Source organism: Thiocystis violascens DSM 198, from assembly GCF_000227745.2.
GTDB lineage: Bacteria > Pseudomonadota > Gammaproteobacteria > Chromatiales > Chromatiaceae > Chromatium > Chromatium violascens.
Genome location: NC_018012.1, coordinates 4,717,689 through 4,735,188, shown reverse-complemented (window position 1 = coordinate 4,735,188; position 17,500 = coordinate 4,717,689). Strand labels below are relative to the sequence as shown.

Annotated in this window: 12 protein-coding genes and 1 pseudogene; 11 read left to right on the top strand and 2 right to left on the bottom strand. The window is 63.4% G+C overall.

Features of this window, described 5'->3' with window-relative positions; translation table 11 throughout:
- Positions 1-53: 53 nt before the first annotated feature.
- Complete coding sequence (purL, locus tag THIVI_RS21045) at positions 54-3,956, bottom strand: phosphoribosylformylglycinamidine synthase (protein ID WP_014780541.1); 3,903 nt, start codon at positions 3,954-3,956, stop codon at positions 54-56.
- A gap of 560 nt (positions 3,957-4,516) precedes the next feature.
- Here purL and parE point away from each other — a divergent pair.
- The 11 genes and pseudogenes from parE to galE all read left to right on the top strand — a co-directional run bounded on the left by parE (position 4,517) and on the right by galE (position 14,603).
- On the top strand, positions 4,517-6,427 hold the full coding sequence (gene parE / locus THIVI_RS21040; RefSeq protein ID WP_014780540.1) for a DNA topoisomerase IV subunit B: 1,911 nt from the start codon (positions 4,517-4,519) through the stop codon (positions 6,425-6,427).
- Positions 6,428-6,462: 35 nt separating this feature from the next.
- Positions 6,463-7,584 (top strand): FIST signal transduction protein, encoded by a 1,122-nt coding sequence (locus THIVI_RS21035; RefSeq protein ID WP_014780539.1) that lies wholly within the window; start codon positions 6,463-6,465, stop codon positions 7,582-7,584.
- Between the two features lie 238 nt (positions 7,585-7,822).
- Positions 7,823-8,206 carry a succinate dehydrogenase, cytochrome b556 subunit gene (gene sdhC / locus THIVI_RS21030; protein WP_014780538.1) on the top strand — a complete coding sequence of 128 codons (384 nt, stop codon included), beginning with the start codon at positions 7,823-7,825 and terminating at the stop codon, positions 8,204-8,206.
- Positions 8,203-8,553: a succinate dehydrogenase, hydrophobic membrane anchor protein gene (gene sdhD / locus THIVI_RS21025; protein WP_014780537.1), complete on the top strand. Its 351-nt coding sequence runs from the start codon at positions 8,203-8,205 to the stop codon at positions 8,551-8,553. Before sdhC ends, sdhD begins: the two co-directional genes overlap by 4 nt.
- A complete protein-coding gene (sdhA, locus tag THIVI_RS21020) occupies positions 8,550-10,313 on the top strand; it encodes a succinate dehydrogenase flavoprotein subunit (protein WP_014780536.1) in 1,764 nt (587 codons plus the stop codon). The genes sdhD and sdhA overlap by 4 nt, the downstream gene beginning before the upstream one ends.
- Before the next feature lie 21 nt (positions 10,314-10,334).
- Positions 10,335-11,390, top strand: a complete 1,056-nt coding sequence (locus THIVI_RS21015) for an Rpn family recombination-promoting nuclease/putative transposase (protein WP_014780535.1) — start codon at positions 10,335-10,337, stop codon at positions 11,388-11,390.
- Between the two features lie 139 nt (positions 11,391-11,529).
- The gene (locus THIVI_RS21010) at positions 11,530-12,222 is read left to right on the top strand and encodes a succinate dehydrogenase iron-sulfur subunit (protein ID WP_014780534.1); all 693 of its coding nucleotides are present in this window, start codon (positions 11,530-11,532) and stop codon (positions 12,220-12,222) included.
- Positions 12,216-12,501 (top strand): annotated as a pseudogene (locus THIVI_RS21005) (PD-(D/E)XK nuclease domain-containing protein); the annotation flags it as partial. The gene THIVI_RS21010 and the pseudogene THIVI_RS21005, both read left to right, overlap by 7 nt.
- A gap of 62 nt (positions 12,502-12,563) precedes the next feature.
- The gene (locus THIVI_RS21000; protein WP_014780533.1) at positions 12,564-12,887 is read left to right on the top strand and encodes an FAD assembly factor SdhE; all 324 of its coding nucleotides are present in this window, start codon (positions 12,564-12,566) and stop codon (positions 12,885-12,887) included.
- Between the two features lie 6 nt (positions 12,888-12,893).
- Entirely contained in the window at positions 12,894-13,358 is a 465-nt protein-coding gene (locus tag THIVI_RS20995) for a protein YgfX (RefSeq protein WP_041447129.1), read from the top strand.
- 237 nt (positions 13,359-13,595) lie between these two features.
- Positions 13,596-14,603 (top strand): UDP-glucose 4-epimerase GalE, encoded by a 1,008-nt coding sequence (gene galE, locus THIVI_RS20990; RefSeq protein ID WP_014780531.1) that lies wholly within the window; start codon positions 13,596-13,598, stop codon positions 14,601-14,603.
- A 92-nt stretch (positions 14,604-14,695) separates the two neighbouring features.
- Here the strand turns inward: galE and THIVI_RS20985 are convergent, their stop codons facing one another.
- Positions 14,696-17,482, bottom strand: a complete 2,787-nt coding sequence (locus tag THIVI_RS20985) for a restriction endonuclease (RefSeq protein ID WP_014780530.1) — start codon at positions 17,480-17,482, stop codon at positions 14,696-14,698.
- Positions 17,483-17,500: the final 18 nt, after the last annotated feature.

Below are 17,500 nucleotides of genomic sequence, written 5' to 3'. Positions count from 1 at the left end.
GCGGTTCGTTTTCCAGGAAAATCGACTAGCCTCAATCCGGCTTCCGTTCTTTGTTAATCCACCCAGGCGCGCGCGTTTCTGAATAACCGCATCCAGGCTCCGTCCTGCTCCCAGTCGTCGGGAGACCAGGAATTCTGCACGGTGCGGAAGACGCGCTCGGGGTGCGGCATCATGATAGTGACCCGTCCATCCGTCGTCGTCAGCCCGGCGATGCCGTCCGGCGAACCATTCGGGTTGGCCGGATAGCGTTCGGCGACCCGCCCATCATTTTCCACATAGCGCGTCACGACATGCGCCTGCGCGGCGGCCAGATGGGCTGCGTCGCGAAACTCGGCGCGACCCTCGCCATGCGCGACCGCGATCGGCATCCGCGAGCCGGCCATATCGGCCAGCAGCACCGATGGCGTGTCGGCGACCTCCAGCATCAGGGTGCGCGCCTCGAACTGCTCCGAACGGTTGCGCACGAAATGCGGCCAATGGTCGGCGCCGGGGATCAGCTCGCGCAGGTTTGAGAGCATCTGACAGCCGTTGCAAATGCCGAGCGCGAAGGTGTCGGAGCGTGCGAAAAAGCCCTCGAACTGATCGCGCGCCCGTGCGTTGAATAGGATGGTCTTGGCCCAGCCCTCGCCCGCGCCCAGCACGTCGCCATAGGAAAAACCGCCGCAGGCCGCCAACCCCCGGAAGCGCGCCAGATCGACCCGACCGGCGATGATGTCCGACAGATGAACGTCGACGCACGCGAAACCGGCGGCATGGAAGGCCGCCGCCATCTCCTGCTGGCCGTTAACGCCCTGATCGCGCAGGATGGCGATGGGCGGGCGGACGCCGCGCTCGATGTAGGGGGCGGCGATGTCGTCGTCAGGGTCGAAGGTCAGCTCGGCATGCAGCCCGGGATCCTCGGCGGCAATCCGCGCAAAGGCTTCGTCCGCGCAGTCGGGATGATCGCGCAGCGACTGCATCCGGTAGCTGGTCTCGGACCACGCCTGTTGCAGATCGGCCCGAGCGGCCTCGAACAACATCCGCCCATGACGACGGAGACGGATCCGGTCGTCATCGTTGAGCGTTCCGATCACCGCGCTGCATTCGCCCAAACCGTGAAATTTGAGGATTTGCAGCACGCAGTCGGTCTCGGTGTGCGGCACCTGGAGCACCGCACCGAGTTCCTCGCTGAACAGCGCGGCGCAATCGTCGGGACCGAGCGCGGCCAGATCGACATCGATCCCGCAGCGTCCGGCAAAGGCCATTTCGCAGAGTGTCGCGATCAGACCGCCATCGGAGCGGTCGTGATAGGCGAGGATCATCATCTCGACGAACAGATCCTCGATCGCGGCCAGGAAATGCTTGAGCAGATCGGGACGGTCGAGATCCGGCCCAAGGTCGCCAAGCTGACCATAGACCTGCGCCAGACAGGAGCCACCGAGCCGATTCCTGCCGCGCCCCAGATCGATCAGGATCAGATCGGTATCGCCCTGATCGGTGCGCAGTCCCGGGGTCAGGGTCTGGCGCGCGTCCGCGACGGGCATGAAGGCGGAGACGATCAGCGACAGCGGCGCGGTCATCTCGCGGCGCTCGCCGGCCGCATCCGGCCACACGGTTTTCATGCTCATCGAATCCTTGCCGACCGGGATCGCGATGCCTAACTCGGCGCACAACTCGGACACCGCCGCGACCGTCTCGTAGAGCCGCGCATCCTCGCCCGGATGTCCGGCGGCGGCCATCCAGTTGGCCGACAGCTTGATGTCGCCGAGACGGTCGATGTAGGTCGCGGCCAGGTTGGTCAGCGCCTCGCCGACCGCCATGCGTCCCGAGGCGGGCGCGTCGAGCAGGGCCAGCGGGGTGCGCTCGCCGATCGCCATCGCCTCGCCGGTATAGCCGCGATAATCCGCCAGCGTCACGGCACAGTCGGCGACCGGCACCTGCCAGGGACCAACCATCTGATCGCGCGCCACCTGTCCGGTGATGCTGCGGTCGCCGATGGTGATCAGAAAGCTCTTGTCCGCCACCGTGGGCAGACGCAGAACCCGGAAGATCGCCTCGCCCAGATCGATATCCGCAGTCGCGAAGGCTGTCTTCGGCGGATCAACACGGACCACGTCACGCAGCATCCTGGGCGGCTTGCCGAACAGCAGCGGCAGCGGCATGTCGATCGGCCGGTCGCCGAAATGACGGTCGTCGAGACACAGATGCTCGCTCTCGGACGCCTCGCCGACGACCGCATAGGGACAACGCTCGCGCGCGCAGATCGCCTGGAAGGTCTCCAGCCGTTCCGCCGCGATGGCCATGACATAGCGCTCCTGCGCCTCGTTGCACCAGATTTCCATCGGCGACATGCCGGGATCGTCGTTCGGCACCGCGCGCAGTTCGAAGCGCCCGCCCCGCCCGCCGTCATGCACCAGTTCGGGCAGCGCGTTCGAGAGCCCGCCCGCGCCCACGTCATGGATGAAGAGGATGGGGGTCTCCTCGCCCAGCGCCCAGCAGCGGTCGATGACTTCCTGACAGCGGCGCTCCATTTCGGGATTGGCGCGCTGCACCGAGGCGAAATCCAGATCCTCCGCCGAACTTCCCGACGCCATGCTGGAGGCCGCGCCGCCGCCGAGTCCGATCAGCATCGCCGGACCGCCCAGGACGATCAGCGGCGTCCCCGGCGGGAAGGGTTGCTTGGCGACATGCTCGGTGCGGATATTGCCGAGACCGCCCGCTAACATGATCGGCTTATGATAGCCGCGCAGCTCGGGCGCGCCGTCCGGCCCCGGCACCGACTGCTCGTAGGTGCGGAAATAACCCGTCAGATTCGGACGCCCGAACTCGTTGTTGAAAGCCGCCGCGCCAATCGGCCCGTCGAGCATGATGTCGAGCGCGGAGACGATGCGCCCCGGCTTGCCGTGATCGACCTCCCAGGGCTGCTCGAAACCGGGGATGCGCAGATTCGAGACCGAAAACCCGCACAGACCGGCCTTGGGCTTGGCGCCCTGCCCGGTCGCCCCCTCGTCGCGGATCTCGCCGCCCGAACCGGTCGCCGCGCCGGGGTGCGGCGCGATCGCGGTCGGATGGTTGTGCGTCTCCACCTTCATCAGAAGATGGATCTCTTCCTCGTGCTCGCCGTAGATCCCGCTCGCCGGATCGGGCAGGAAGCGCCGACCTTCAAAGCCTTCGATAACCGCCGCGTTGTCCTTATAGGCCGACAGCACGCCCTCGGGCGACTGCTCGGTGGTGTGGCGGATCATGCCGAACAGGGAGCGCGTTTGCGCCTCGCCATCGAGGATCCAGTCAGCGTTGAAGATCTTGTGCCGGCAGTGCTCCGAGTTGGCCTGCGCGAACATCATTAGCTCGACATCGGTCGGGTTGCGGCCCAGCGCGGTGAAGCTCGCGGCCAGATAGTCGATTTCGTCGTCCGACAGGGCCAGACCCAGTTCGACATTCGCCGCGGCCAGCGCCGGCCGACCGGCGCCCAGCAGATCGATGCGTTGGGACGGACGCGGCTCGGCCGACTCGAACAGGCAGCGCGCCGATTCCAGATCGAACAGCGCCAGCTCGGTCATACGGTCATGCAGGAAGGCCGATGCCGCCCGCCGCATCTCGGGATCGAGCGTGCCCGTCGCGAGGGTCAAATAATAGGCAGTCCCGCGTTCAAGCCGCCGGATCGCGGTCAGACCGCAGTTGCGCGCGATATCGGTCGCCTTCGAGGACCAGGGAGAAATCGTCCCCGGCCGCGGCACCGCCAGCACCAGCGCGCCCTCGGGTTCATGGCCGGAAAGACGCGGACCGTAGCGCAGTAAACGCTCCAGCACCGCGCGCCCATCCGGGCTCAAAGCGTCCGCCGGTGCGTCCGCCAACTGGGCGAAATGCACATATTCGGCATAGGGCTGGATCGGCGTCCCGATGTGCTCGCGCAAACGGTCGGCCAGTTTGCGCAGACGGAACTCGGACATGGCGGGCGCGCCGCGAAGGACCAGCATCGGCGTTTACTCTGGCTGCTTGAGGGTCTCCGCATGATACTTGAGCCAGCGCCGGTTGGGGCGAAACGAATCCGCAACCCGCCACCGCGCGTGGCGAATCCCGAGCCCGTCGTAGCGTTTGCCACTCCCCGGAGCCATCCGCCTCCCGGCGGCCGCCAGCCATCCCCTGAAGCCGTTCCTGGCGAGGCTCTCTTGATTTTTGTTTTACCGGATCGCTCAGGATCGAGCGGAACGGATCGTTGTCGCCACGCTCGTCAAGCGCGTCGGGCGAACGACGAGGCCGCGGGCGGTGTTGCCGTCACGGTCGGTCTGCTATCGTGGCGACCGCGCCGCCCACCCGCCCGGAGAGCCGCCGATGCGTTTTTTCAACACCGAAGGGCCGGTGAATCCCGCAAATCCGCGCCCAGCGGCGCGGTTGCGAGGGGACGCGGGCGTCAAACTGCCTGCGTTCGTAGAGACAAGGCAGTGCCTTGTCTCCACGGTGGCCTAGGTTTGCGGCCAGCGGCCGCGGGCGGTACGGCTGTCAATCCGAAACGTTATATAGAAGGAATTTTCTGTCCATGACCGGCAATTACGATGCCTCTGCCATTGAGGTTCTGATGGGCCTCGACCCGGTGCGCAAGCGCCCCGGAATGTATACCGACACGACCCGTCCCAATCATCTGGCCCAAGAGGTGATCGATAATAGCGTCGACGAGGCGCTGGCTGGTCACGCCCGCGCGATTTCGGTCGTGCTTCATGCCGACGGCTCGCTGGAGGTCAGCGACGACGGACGTGGGATGCCGGTCGACACGCACCCGCAGGAGGGGCTGCCGGGGGTCGAGGTGATCCTGACCAAGCTGCACGCCGGCGGCAAGTTCAACACTGACAACTACCGTTTCTCGGGCGGTCTGCATGGGGTCGGCGTGTCGGTGGTCAACGCGCTTTCGCACAAGCTGGAGGTGTGGGTCAAGCGTGGCGGTCATGAATATCACATGGCCTTCGCGGGCGGCGTCAAGACCAGCGATCTGAGTCAGATCGGTACGGCGCCACGTGGCAAGACGGGCACCCGGCTGCGCTTCTGGCCAGATCCCAAATATTTCGATGCCCCCAAGTTCGCCAGCCGTCCGCTGATCCATCTGTTGCGGGCCAAGGCGGTGTTATGTCCGGGGCTGGAGGTGCGGTTTCTCGACGAGGCGAGCGGGGAGGAGCAGGCTTGGTGTTACCGCGATGGTCTCAAGGATTATCTGACGCAGGAATTGAACGGTGCCGAGACGATTCCCGCCGAACCCTTTGTCGGCGATCTGGCGGGCATGAACGAAGCGGCGAGTTGGGCATTGGCCTGGCTGCCCGCCCCGTCGACTTCGCTCAGGACAGGCGCCGGCGAACCGATTGCCGAAAGCTATGTCAATCTGATCCCGACCGTGCAGGGCGGTACCCATGTCAACGGGTTGCGCAGTGGGCTGACCGAGGCCGTGCGCGAGTTCTGCGAGTTTCGCAACCTGCTGCCACGCGGGGTCAAGCTGGCGCCGGAGGATGTCTGGAGCCGGGTCAGCTATATCCTCTCGGTGAAGCTGATCGAACCGCAATTTTCGGGGCAGACCAAGGAACGGCTGTCCTCGCGCGAGTGCGCGGCCTTCGTCTCCGGCGTGGTCAAGGATGCGTTCAGCCTCTGGCTGAATCAGCATGTGGGAGAGGGCGAGCGGATCGCCGAACTGGCCATCGGCGCGGCCCAGACGCGGCTACGCGCCGGGCGCACCGTGACCCGCAAGAAGATCACCCAGGGACCGGCACTGCCCGGCAAGCTGGCCGACTGCACCGCGACCGATCCCGAGCGCGGCGAGCTGTTTCTGGTGGAGGGCGATTCGGCCGGCGGCTCGGCCAAGCAGGCGCGCGACCGCGAGTTTCAGGCGATCCTGCCGCTACGGGGCAAGATCCTGAACACCTGGGAGGTCGATGCCAACGAGGTACTGGGCTCGCAGGAAGTGCATGACATCGCGGTCGCCATCGGCGTCGATCCGGGCAGCGACGATCTCGGGCGGCTGCGCTTCGGCAAGGTCTGTATCCTGGCCGACGCGGACTCCGACGGCGCCCATATCGCGACCCTGCTGTGCGCGCTCTTTCTGCGCCACTTCCGGCGTCTGGTGGCCGAGGGGCATGTCTATGTCGCCATGCCGCCGCTGTATCGGATCGACGTGGGCAAACAGGTTTACTATGCCCTGGACGACGACGAAAAACGCGGCGTACTCGACCGCATCGCGGCCGAAAAGATCAAGGGCAAGGTCAATGTGCAGCGTTTCAAAGGGCTGGGCGAGATGAACCCGTCCCAATTGCGCGAGACCACCATCCATCCGGATACCCGGCGCCTGGTGCAGCTCACGATTGAAGCCGATGACGACAGTGATAACCTACTGGACATGCTACTGGCCAAAAAGCGCGCCGCCGACCGCCGCGGCTGGTTGCAGGAAAAAGGCGATCTGGCGGAAATTTGAACCGCAAGGATCCAACATGACTGGAGCGAACAACGATGTCCCCATTCCGTTACGGACACGCGGCGGCCGCTGACTGGCCCCTGGCCGCCGCAGCCTGTCTGGCCCAGATCGGCCAGGTGCCGGAGCAGGCGAATCTTGGCTTTCTCTATGCGTCCGACGAGTTCGCCGACGAACTCGGCGATCTGCTGGACTGGCTGCGCGACGCCACCGGCGTGCAACAGTGGGTCGGCAGCGTTGGCATCGGCATCTGCGCGACGGGGGTTGAATATTATGAGCGACCAGCGATCGCCGTCATGTTGGGGGAGTTTCCGGCGGATGCCTTCCGCGTCTTCCCGAACCTGAGCCAGGATTTCGGCGCGTTCGATGTCAGTGATCGCGATTGGATCCAGACCCATCCGCCCTATCTGGGTCTGGTGCACGGCGATCCAGCGAACGAAGACATCGAGTCATTGATCCGGCAACTCGCCCAGCGCACCACGTCCGGCTTCCTGGTGGGCGGCCTGACCAGTTCACGCGGCTCGGCGGTCGGTATCGCCAATACCCTCAACGAGGGCGGGCTGTCGGGCGTGCTCTTTTCCGAGCGGGTCGCGCTGATGACCCGTCTGAGTCAGGGCTGTTCGCCGATCGGTCCGCATCGCACCATCACCGAGGCCCAGCGCAATATCCTGGTTAAGCTCGACGGACAGCCCGCGCTGGACGTTTTCAAGGAGGACATCGGCGAGACTCTGGCCCAGGATCTGGGGAGTCTCGGCGGTTACATTTTCGCCGGTCTGCCGATCAAAGGTTCGGACACCGGCGATTATCTGGTCCGCAATCTGCTCGGCATCGACCCTGAACACGGCCTGCTGGCCATCGGGGACAAGGTCGAATCCGGACGCGAGATCATGTTCTGCCGGCGCGACGCCGAAACGGCCCGGGAAGACCTGGATCGCATGCTGCGGGCCATCCAACAGCGTCTGTCCCATCCGCCGAGGGGCGGTATTTATATTTCCTGCTTGGGGCGCGGTGTCAATCTATTCGGCCCCGACTCCGCCGAACTCAAGCAGATTCAGGCCGCGCTCGGGGACTTCCCGCTGGTCGGTTTTTATGCCAATGGCGAGATTTCGCAAGATCGCTTGTATGGGTATACGGGCGTCTTGATCTTGTTCACCGAATAAACGAGACATCGTCTTGGTTGGCCTCGCGATTCTCGACAAAACCAATTGATCGCCGCCAGAGAATAACGCTATTCTGTTGCGCTGCACAAAAAGGCGTCGCTCGGCGCCGATGGCTGTGATCGCTGGGGGTAAAGTCGCGCCTTCGTCTAAAATCGCGGGATCGCTCCAGTGTCAAAGGAATACGTCCGAAACTCTGACCGCGCTAACCGCTCGCCCGCGCATCACCAAAGGAAAACGCATGCAAACCACCAGACCCGTCTTCCTGGAATTGTGGCGGATCCATCTGCCCATTCCAGGCTTTGTCTCTATCCTTCATCGTCTCAGCGGGATTCTGATGGTGCTTACCATCCCGGTCGCCGCCGTCCTGTTCGAGCAGGCGCTGTCCGGGCCGGAAGGGTTCGCCGCGACTGCGGCGGTCCTGGATGCCTGGCCGGTCAGACTGGTTTTGCTGCTGCTTCTCTGGAGTCTGCTGCACCATCTGCTCGCGGGGCTCCGGCACCTGTTGATGGATCTGGATATCGGACTCGACCGGCCGGTCGCGCGACGCAATTCCTGGATCGTCCTGATCGCGGCGCTGGCGCTGCCGGTCCTGCTGCTCGCGCTCGGAGGGCTGACGCGATGAGCCGACAAGCCTCCGGACTCATGGCCTGGTTGATTCAACGCACCACGGCCGTCTATCTCGCGCTCTTCCTGGGCTATCTGCTGCTTCATTTTACCTTCAACGCACCGGCGGACCATGCGGCGCTGTTGGCCTGGGTCAATCAAGCGCCGGTCGCCATCGGTCTGCTGCTGTGCGTACCGCTGCTGCTGGCGCATGCCTGGGTCGGCATTCGCGACGTGCTGATCGACTATGTGCACGCGCTCGGTTTGCGCATCGGCTTGATGATGCTGTTTGGCTTCGTTTTTATTGCCTCCGGACTCTGGGTCTTCAAGGCGATCGTCACCGCGGGTCTGAGGGGTTACGCATGAGTCTGCCAACACGTCATTTCGATGCCCTGATCATCGGTGCCGGCGGCGCGGGGCTGAACGCCGCGCTGCAACTGGCGAGCGCGGATCTGCGCGTCGCCGTCGTCTCCAAGGTCTTTCCGACCCGTTCGCATACCGTGGCCGCGCAGGGCGGCGTCAACGCGGCGCTCGCCAATGTCATGCCCGATTCCTGGCACTGGCACATGTTCGATACGGTCAAGGGGTCGGACTATCTGGGCGATCAGGACGCCATCGAATTTATGTGCCGGGAGGCGATCCCGACCGTCTACGAGCTGGAACACGCCGGCGTGCCCTTCTCGCGTCTGGACAACGGCAAGATCTACCAACGCGCGTTCGGCGGCCAGAGCCAGAACTTCGGCGGCGACCAGGCTGCGCGCACCTGCGCGGCGGCCGACCGCACCGGGCATGCCATCCTGCACACGCTGTATCAGCAGAACATCCGCGCCCGCACCCACTTCTTCGACGAGTTTTTCGCGCTCGATCTGGTGCGCGACGCCGAGGGCGTCATCTGCGGCGCGCTGGTGCTGGAGATCGAAACCGGCGAGCCGCTGCTGATCGAGTCCAAGGCGACGCTCCTGGCGACCGGCGGCTGGGGTCAAGTTTTCCGCACCACCTCCAACGCCCACATCAATACCGGCGACGGCGCGGCGATGGCGCTGCGCGCCGGGATTCCGCTGATGGACATGGAATTCTTCCAGTTCCATCCGACCGGCATCGCCGGCAAGGGCATGCTGATCACCGAAGGGACGCGCGGCGAGGGCGGTTATCTGATCAACCGGGACGGCGAACGTTTCATGGAACGCTACGCCCCGCGCGCCAAGGATCTGGCCAGCCGCGACGTGGTCTCGCGCGCCATTGTCACCGAGGTCAAGGAAGGTCGTGGCTGCGGCGAGCACGGCGATCATGTCATGCTCAAGCTCGATCATCTGAGCGAGGTGGTGATCTCCAAGCGGCTGCCGGGGATTCGCGAATCCAGCAAAATTTTTGCCGGCGTCGATCCTGTCATCGAGCCCATCCCGGTTTTCCCGACCGCGCATTACGCCATGGGCGGGATTCCGACCGACCGTTTCGGACGGGTCGCCGTGCCCGCCGGTCATGGCTCGGAAGAGGTTGTGGCCGGACTCTACGCGGCGGGCGAGTGCGCCTGCGCCTCGGTCCACGGGGCTAATCGGCTCGGCGGTAATTCGCTGCTGGATATACTGGTGTTCGGGCGTCTGGCGGGCAAGGACATCATCGACTTCGTGCGCGAGAATCCCTACCAGCGCGCCGCCGATCCGGCGAGCCTGGACCAGGCGATGTCGCGCCTCACACGCTGGGATCAGAAAGACGAAGGCATCCCGGTCCAGAAAATGCGCGCCGATTTCCGCAAGTGCATGGAAGATCATGCTGGCGTCTTTCGCACCGAAGAGATCATGACCGAGGGCTACCAAAAGCTATGCGAACTGCGCGACCGGTTACCCGAGGTGCGTCTGACCGACCACTCCAAGGTTTTCAATACCGCGCGCATCGAGGCGCTGGAGCTTGAAAATATGATGGATGTCGGGATGTCCATTGCGGTTTCGGCGCTGCATCGTCGGGAAAGCCGCGGCGCCCATTCGCGGCCGGATTATCCCGAGCGCGACGATCAGGTCTGGCTGAAACACAGTCTCTACTACAAGGACGGCGACCGCATGGATTACAAGCCGGTGCGGACCAAGCCGCTGACAGTCGAGTCTTTCCCGCCGAAAGAGCGGGTGTATTGAGTCGCGGCGCCCCCACGCCTCATGGCCGAACACGACTCATCTTATAAACTGCTGTTCTCTCACCGCGAACTGGTCGCCGACCTGATTCGTGGTTTCGTCAACGAGGATTGGACGCAGTCGCTGGATTTCGACACCCTGGAACGAGTGCGCGAGATCGGCGTCAGCCACGACCTGCGCGAACGCGAGGACGATATCCTCTGGCGTCTGCGCCTGATCAAGGATGGGCGCGAACACTGGCTCTATGTCTATCTGCTGCTGGAATTCCAATCCAGCGTCGATCCGTACATGGCCGTGCGTTTGCTCACCTATGTGGGCCTGCTCTATGAGGATCTGCGCAAGGCCGACGCCATTCGCGCGGGCGAACCGCTGCCGGCGGTCTTGCCCATCGTCCTCTACAATGGCCGCGATTCCTGGACCGCGAAGACCAGCCTGTCCGACCTGATCGACCCCGATTTGCCACCGCAACTGCGCGCCTGGCAACCGCAAATCCGCTATCTTTTGCTCGAAGAACGCCGCTACGCCGAAGCCGATCTGGCCGGTCTGCAAAATGTCGCGGCGGCTTTGTTCCGCTTGGAAAACAGTCGCGCGCCGGCGGATATCCAACGGGTGGTGGCCAGTCTGCTTGACTGGCTCGCCGCCCCGGAACAGACCGAACTGCGCCGTGCCTTCGTGGTCTGGCTTAAGCGGGTGCTACTCCCGTCAAGGGTGCCGGGCGTGGTCATCCCGAATGTCATCGAACTTGAGGAGCTACACAGCATGTTGGCTGAAACTGTGAAAACCTGGGTCGAGGAATGGAAGGAGTTGGGTTGGAAGCAGGGGATCGAGCAGGGCATTGAGCGAGGCATCGAGCAAGGCATCGAGCGAGGCATCGAGCGAGGCATCGAGCAGGGCATCGAGCAGGGCATCCATCGGGGCGAAACCAAAATCTTGCGCCGCTTGTTGATGCGTCGCTTCGGTACGCTGCCAGCCTGGGTCGGCGAGCGTCTGGAGCAGGCCGAGGAAAGCGAAATCGAGTGTTGGACCGATCGGGTGCTCGACTGCGACAGTCTTGAACGGATCTTTGGCGAATCGCACTGACGCGGGCCGGTATGATGCGGGAGCCTTGTGCGAACCGAATCGCTGGGAAACGCCACTTCACGCCAATCTGACGAGAATGGCAAAGCAACGCCAACATCGCATTCTTTTTCAACTTTCATCTCGTCACTTGGGAGACGGCATGATCATCAGCATCTATCGCTACAATCCGGACACCGACCACAAGCCCCGGATGCGGGACTACGAGGTCAAGACCTTCCAGGGCATGATGCTGCGCGACGCCCTGCTGGAGGTAAAAAAGCAAGACGAGAGTTTTAGCTTCAGACATTCCTGCGGCGAGGGCGTGTGCGGATCCGACGCGGTCAATGCGAATGGCCGGAATGTGCTGGCCTGCATCACGCCCATCGCCGAGCTGAAGCAGCCGATCGCGGTCCGTCCGCTGCCGGGGCGGCCGGTGATCCGCGATCTAGTGGTCGACATGACCCAGTTCTATGAGCAATATCGGGCCGTCGAACCCTATCTGGTGCGCAAGGATCCGCTGCCGGAGCAAGAGATTCCGCAAACCCCGGCGGATCGCGACAAGCTCGATGGGCTTTACGAATGCATCCTGTGCGGCTGTTGCTCCACCGCCTGTCCGTCGTTCTGGTGGAATCCCGAGAAGTTTCACGGACCCGCCGCGCTGCTGCAATCCTGGCGCTTTCTGGCCGACAGCCGCGATCAGGCGACCGAGGAGCGGTTGGACGCGCTCGAAGGACCGTACAAACTGTTCCGCTGTCACAGCATCATGAACTGCGTCGAGGTCTGTCCCAAAGGGCTGAATCCAACCCGCGCCATCGGGCAGATCAAGGAGTTGATGCTCGAGAAGGGGCTGTGACGTTTTACAGCCATCTCGCCGCGCTTGGGCTTGGATCTGACGCCCGAGGATGCAACCTCGCGCGGGCGTCTCGATCTGACGCTGCACTTTAACGGCGCGGTCTGGCTGTTCGAGTTCAAGGTGGTGGAGCTGGTGCCCGAGGGGCGTGCCTTGCAGCAAACCAAGGATCGGGGGTATGCGGACAAATACCACGCACTGGGTCAGCCAATCCATGCCATCGGTATCGAATTCAGCCGCGAACGCTGGACCCTAGTGGGGTTCGAGGTCGAAACCCTGTGACACGGCGGACGCGGTTTTCAGTGGCGGATTCCAACCGGATCGCCGCCATCACGGAGTCTGAGATGCAGGATCTTTCCTCGCTGTCCACGAATCAGCAAATCCGCCGTCTGCGCTGGCAGTGCCGGCGCGGGATGCTGGAACTCGATCATCTGCTGGATCGCTTTCTCGATCTTGGCTACAGCGATCTGAGCGAGCCGGAGCGTTTGACTTTTCTGAGACTGCTCGGCGAGCAGGATACCTGTCTGAGCGATTGGTTCATGGCGCGCGTGGAGCCGCCGGATCTGGAACTGAGCGAACTGATCCGGCGGATTATCGAGGTCGCGCGGGAGCGGCCGACTTCGTTCAACGCAACGCCGCCCGGCCAGCGGACGCGGACCGAACATTAATCCGGCGTGGCGTCTCACCGCGAACGTCCGCCGCTATTGATCCGACCCCGACGCACCTGGCGACTGGCGGTCTTCGCGGGTTTGACGCATGGCCTGGCCGGGGCAGTCGTTTTCGTCCTGCCGATCGGACTCTATCGTTATCCGTTGTGGTTGCTGGTAGGCACCGGCGCCTTTCATGCCTTTGCTGTCCATGTGCTGAGACGGGCGCCCTGGTCGATTCGGACGGCGCTGTGGCAGCCAGACGGGGATTGGCTCCTCACCCTGAACTCCGGCGCCGAAATCGAGGCGAGCCTGTCTCCGGCGACTTTCGTGAGCCTGCCCCTGGTGGTGCTCAATTTTCGCTCTGGGCGGCTGCGCCGCCATGCGCTGCCCTTGTTCGCCGACGCGCTCGATCCCGAGCAACTGAGGCGGCTGCGTCAGCGTCTGCGGATGGACGGAGGGGCTCGCGGGCCAGACTTGACGGACGCCTGATTCGGCTACACTAACACCGCGTCCATGACGGCATGCATCGTTTTGAGTCGTCAGCCGTGTTTACACTCATCTGTAGGATCCGAGTCGACGCGGCTTAAATTATTAATTTTCAAATATTTAAACCGCGCCCAGCCGACCGTCCATGGTGACGCAAAGCGAGTTGAAGAGCCACGAAACGACGTTTCTCGCTCTGGGCGCGGTTTGGCAACTCCATTCCAAAGAATAAGGAGAGGCGCGATGCGGATTCTGGTGACGGGCGGGGCGGGGTATATCGGTAGCCACACCTGCGTGGAACTGCTGGCGGCGGGCATGCGGGTCGTCGTTGTCGACAACCTCAGCAACAGCAAGGAGGAATCGCTGCATCGGGTACGCGGGATCGCCGGCAAGGATCTGGGATTCGTGCAGGCCGATCTGCGGGATCGTCCAACCCTGGACGCCATCCTGCGCGAGGGTCGATTCGACGCCGTGATCCACTTCGCCGGACTCAAGGCGGTCGGCGAATCGGTCGAGATGCCGCTGCACTACTACGACAACAATCTCGGCGGCACTCTCGCGCTCTGTCAAGCCATGGCCGCGGCGGGCGTGAAAAATATCGTCTTCAGCTCCTCCGCGACCGTCTACGGCGATCCGGTCAGCGTACCGATCCGCGAGGATTTTCCGCTCTCCGCGACCAATCCTTATGGCCGCTCGAAACTCTTCATCGAAGAGATCCTGCGCGATCTGTGGGTGTCGGACAGCGCCTGGAATGTCTCACTGCTACGCTATTTCAATCCGGTCGGTGCCCATCCGAGCGGGTGTATCGGCGAGGATCCCAACGGCATTCCGAACAATCTGATGCCCTATGTCGCCCAGGTCGCGGTGGGTAAGCTGCCCCGGCTGCGGGTTTTCGGCAACGACTATCCGACCGCCGATGGCACCGGCGTGCGCGACTATATCCATGTCGTCGACCTGGCACGCGGTCATCTCGCGGCCCTGCGCAAGCTCCAGTCGAATCCCGGCGTGATGGTGCACAACCTGGGAACCGGGCGGGGATACAGCGTGCTGGAAATGGTCGCCGCCTTTGAGCGGATGAGCGGTCGGCCGGTTCCCTATGACATCGTCGCGCGCCGCGCGGGCGATATCGCCGTCTGTTACGCCGATCCGACTCTCGCTCGGGATGAGTTGGGATGGCAGGCCGAGCATGGGATCGACGACATGGTGACCGACGCCTGGCGCTGGCAGTCGGGGAATCCGAACGGCTATTGACTCGGCGAGGGTCGAGTTGACCCGCGGGGAGACTGGCGCATCGAGCCCCGTCACACCTTCCGCGGTTTTCACGGGCAATGGCGCGGCTGGCGTCAACCCACCAACTCGGCCAGCGACGCGACAACCCGGAAGCGGACTTCCTCGAAGTTCCTGAAGTGTCGCTTGCCGCATTCGATATGCAGATCCTCGATGGGTCGCAGCAGATCGAGCTGGACACGGTCGCCGCCGGTCTTCTTGGTCTCGGCGACGAAGTACAGGATCTGGTCGTTGCGGTAGGCCAGCGCCCAATCCGGGTTGTAGGGTCCGACGGGCGTTTCGATCTGAAACCAGCGCGGCAGCTTGATGTAGAAGAGCACGTCGTCATTGTCCTCGCAGGCTTGCGCGAACAGCCGCTCGGGGCTCGAATTGGAGTCGATGACGATGTGCGAGAAGAGCGTCTTCTCCTGCTTTCCGACCGCGACGACATTGGACGCGAACACGCCCATCAGGTCGTCGTTCTCGAAGCGTCGCATTGCGTAGACATCGCCCTCCAGCTTCAGGTATCGCACCCCGCTGCCCTCCGAGCCATCGCCATAGACCAGGAACTCGCGCTTGACCACGTTGACGATCTCCGCCGCCAGATCGACGAAGGCTTGCGGGTTATTGAGCGCCTCGCCGAGCCGCCCGCTGTCGAGCAGGATGCGCGCCACGGTCGATTTCGCCAGCCCGGTCTTGGTCTGGATCTGGCCGACCAGATCGGGCATGACGTATTTTGCCTCCAGGGTCTGGGTGCGACGGCCGGTTTCCGTTCCGCTCACCCCCGAGGCGCCGATGGCCATGTCGGCACGGATGACCGCCACTCGGGGCCGCTCGATCATGGGCAGCTTGTCCCTGATCCGTCGCGCGGCCTTGGCCGTCAGCTCGGCAGTGCTGTACTGGACCTGGTACCGGGTGCACGCCCGGATCCGCTCCCAAAGATCCAGAAAACGGCGGTCGGTGTCGTAGCCTTTCTTGAGCCGCACGGCGACTTTATCGCGCTCGTTCTGGACCATCTCGGGCTTGAATCGCACGCCGGCCTCGGTCATCTCCGCCTGTAACTGGTTGGCGAAGTCCTCATAGCTCTCGTTGGCGATGACCGTCAAACGATTCACGCCTCGGTCGCGGACCCGTTCGCCCTCCTGATTCACGCACAGCCGCAGCCCGCGCCCGATCTCCTGCCGCTTCTTGAGGTCCGAACTGGACTCGGCCAGGGTGCAGATCTGGAAGACATTGGGATTGTCCCAACCCTCGCGCAGCGCGGAATGGCTGAAGATGAAGGCGAGCGGCTCATCCAGATCCAGCAGGCGCTCCTTGTCGCGCATGATCAGCTCGAAGGCGCTGGCCTCCGCGTCGGCGTTGCTCTTGCCGGTCAGGGTCTCGAAGGGCGAGACGGCGCGCTTGTCCTGCGAAAAATAGCCATTATGTACCCGCTCCGGCGCGTGCGGCATCAATCCGAGATAGTCGGGGTCCGCGCGGAACTGCGCGTAGATGTCCTCGAACCAGACTGCGAACTTGCCCTTGGATGTCGCGCCATCCTCGCCATGGGCGCGATAGTTGGCCACTCGGTCGATGAAGAAGACCGAGAGCACCTTGATGCCCAGCGGATGCAGCCGTCGCGCCTTCTCGAAATGACGACGCACGGTCGTCTCGATCTGTAGACGCAGAATGGTATCGGTGAGGGCGCCATGCGGCTGCCCAAGACGCACCCGCACGTCGTTGGCGAAGGTGATGACACCCTCGCCGACGTCGATCTCGTTGACGATAAAACCGTCTCGATAGATTTCGCGCTGGTTGGAGAACTTCACGCTGTAAAGATCGTCGCCGTTTCTGACCGTCACGGTCTTCTTCGTCGGTCCCTGAGCCTGATTGACCCAGATCGTCAGCTTGGCCGAGACGCTGCGCTTGCCGGTGTTGAAGCCCGCGATCTCGACCAACGCCTGATTGGCATCCTTGAGCGCGATCACCGAATCCACGCCGATCTGCTTGACCAGCCCCAGTTCGTAGGCACGCACCGGATCGAGCGAATGGATCAGGTTGTAAGTGTTGCGATGGGTGGCCGAGTAGCGCAACGCGCAGAGTGGATTGAGCCGCGTAATGGCCTGCTTGCGCAGATCGGTCTCCAGATTCTGCGGCTCGTCCAGGATCAGGATCGGATGGCTGTCCTGGATGAATTGGATCGGCGCGATCCCAGTCTCGCGCACCTGGTTGATGACGTTGCCCTTTGACGGCTTCTTGCGCGACTTGCCGGCCGGTTGCGGACGCTCCGCCGGGGTCGAGTCCTTGGCGAAGGCGTCGATGTTGATCACCAGGATCTGGATCGCGTCCGACAGGGCGAAATGGCGGAGCTGGTTGACCTTGGTCGAGTCGTAGACCATGAACTCGGCTCGCGCATAGTCGTACAGCATCTGGAAATGGTCACTGGTGATCTTGAGGCTCTTCAGCACCCCCTCGCGGATCGCCACCGAGGGCACCACGATGACGAACTTCCGAAACCCGTAGGTCTTCGCCAATTCGTGGATCGTACGCAGATAGACGTAGGTCTTGCCGGTGCCGGTCTCCATCTCGACGGTGAAGTTAGGAAACGTGCCGACTGGCGTACCGTCGTCCAAGCGCATCGGCTCCAGGGTCGGCGAAGGCTCGATGTCGTGCGCGTTCTGGACGGCGCGCAGATTCTTCAGCCACTGCGCCGCGTCGATGACACGGCGGTTCGCCACGCCGGTCTCGGTCAGATTCAGACTGGAGAGCGCGTCATCCCGCGTCACGGCGGTCTGCGAGGCATCCGGCTGCCCCTTGAACAGATCCACCACGGCGCGGATGGCAGTGAGTTGATAATCCTGGTTGGCGTCGAATTGGAGTTTCATCTTGATTGTATCGCATGA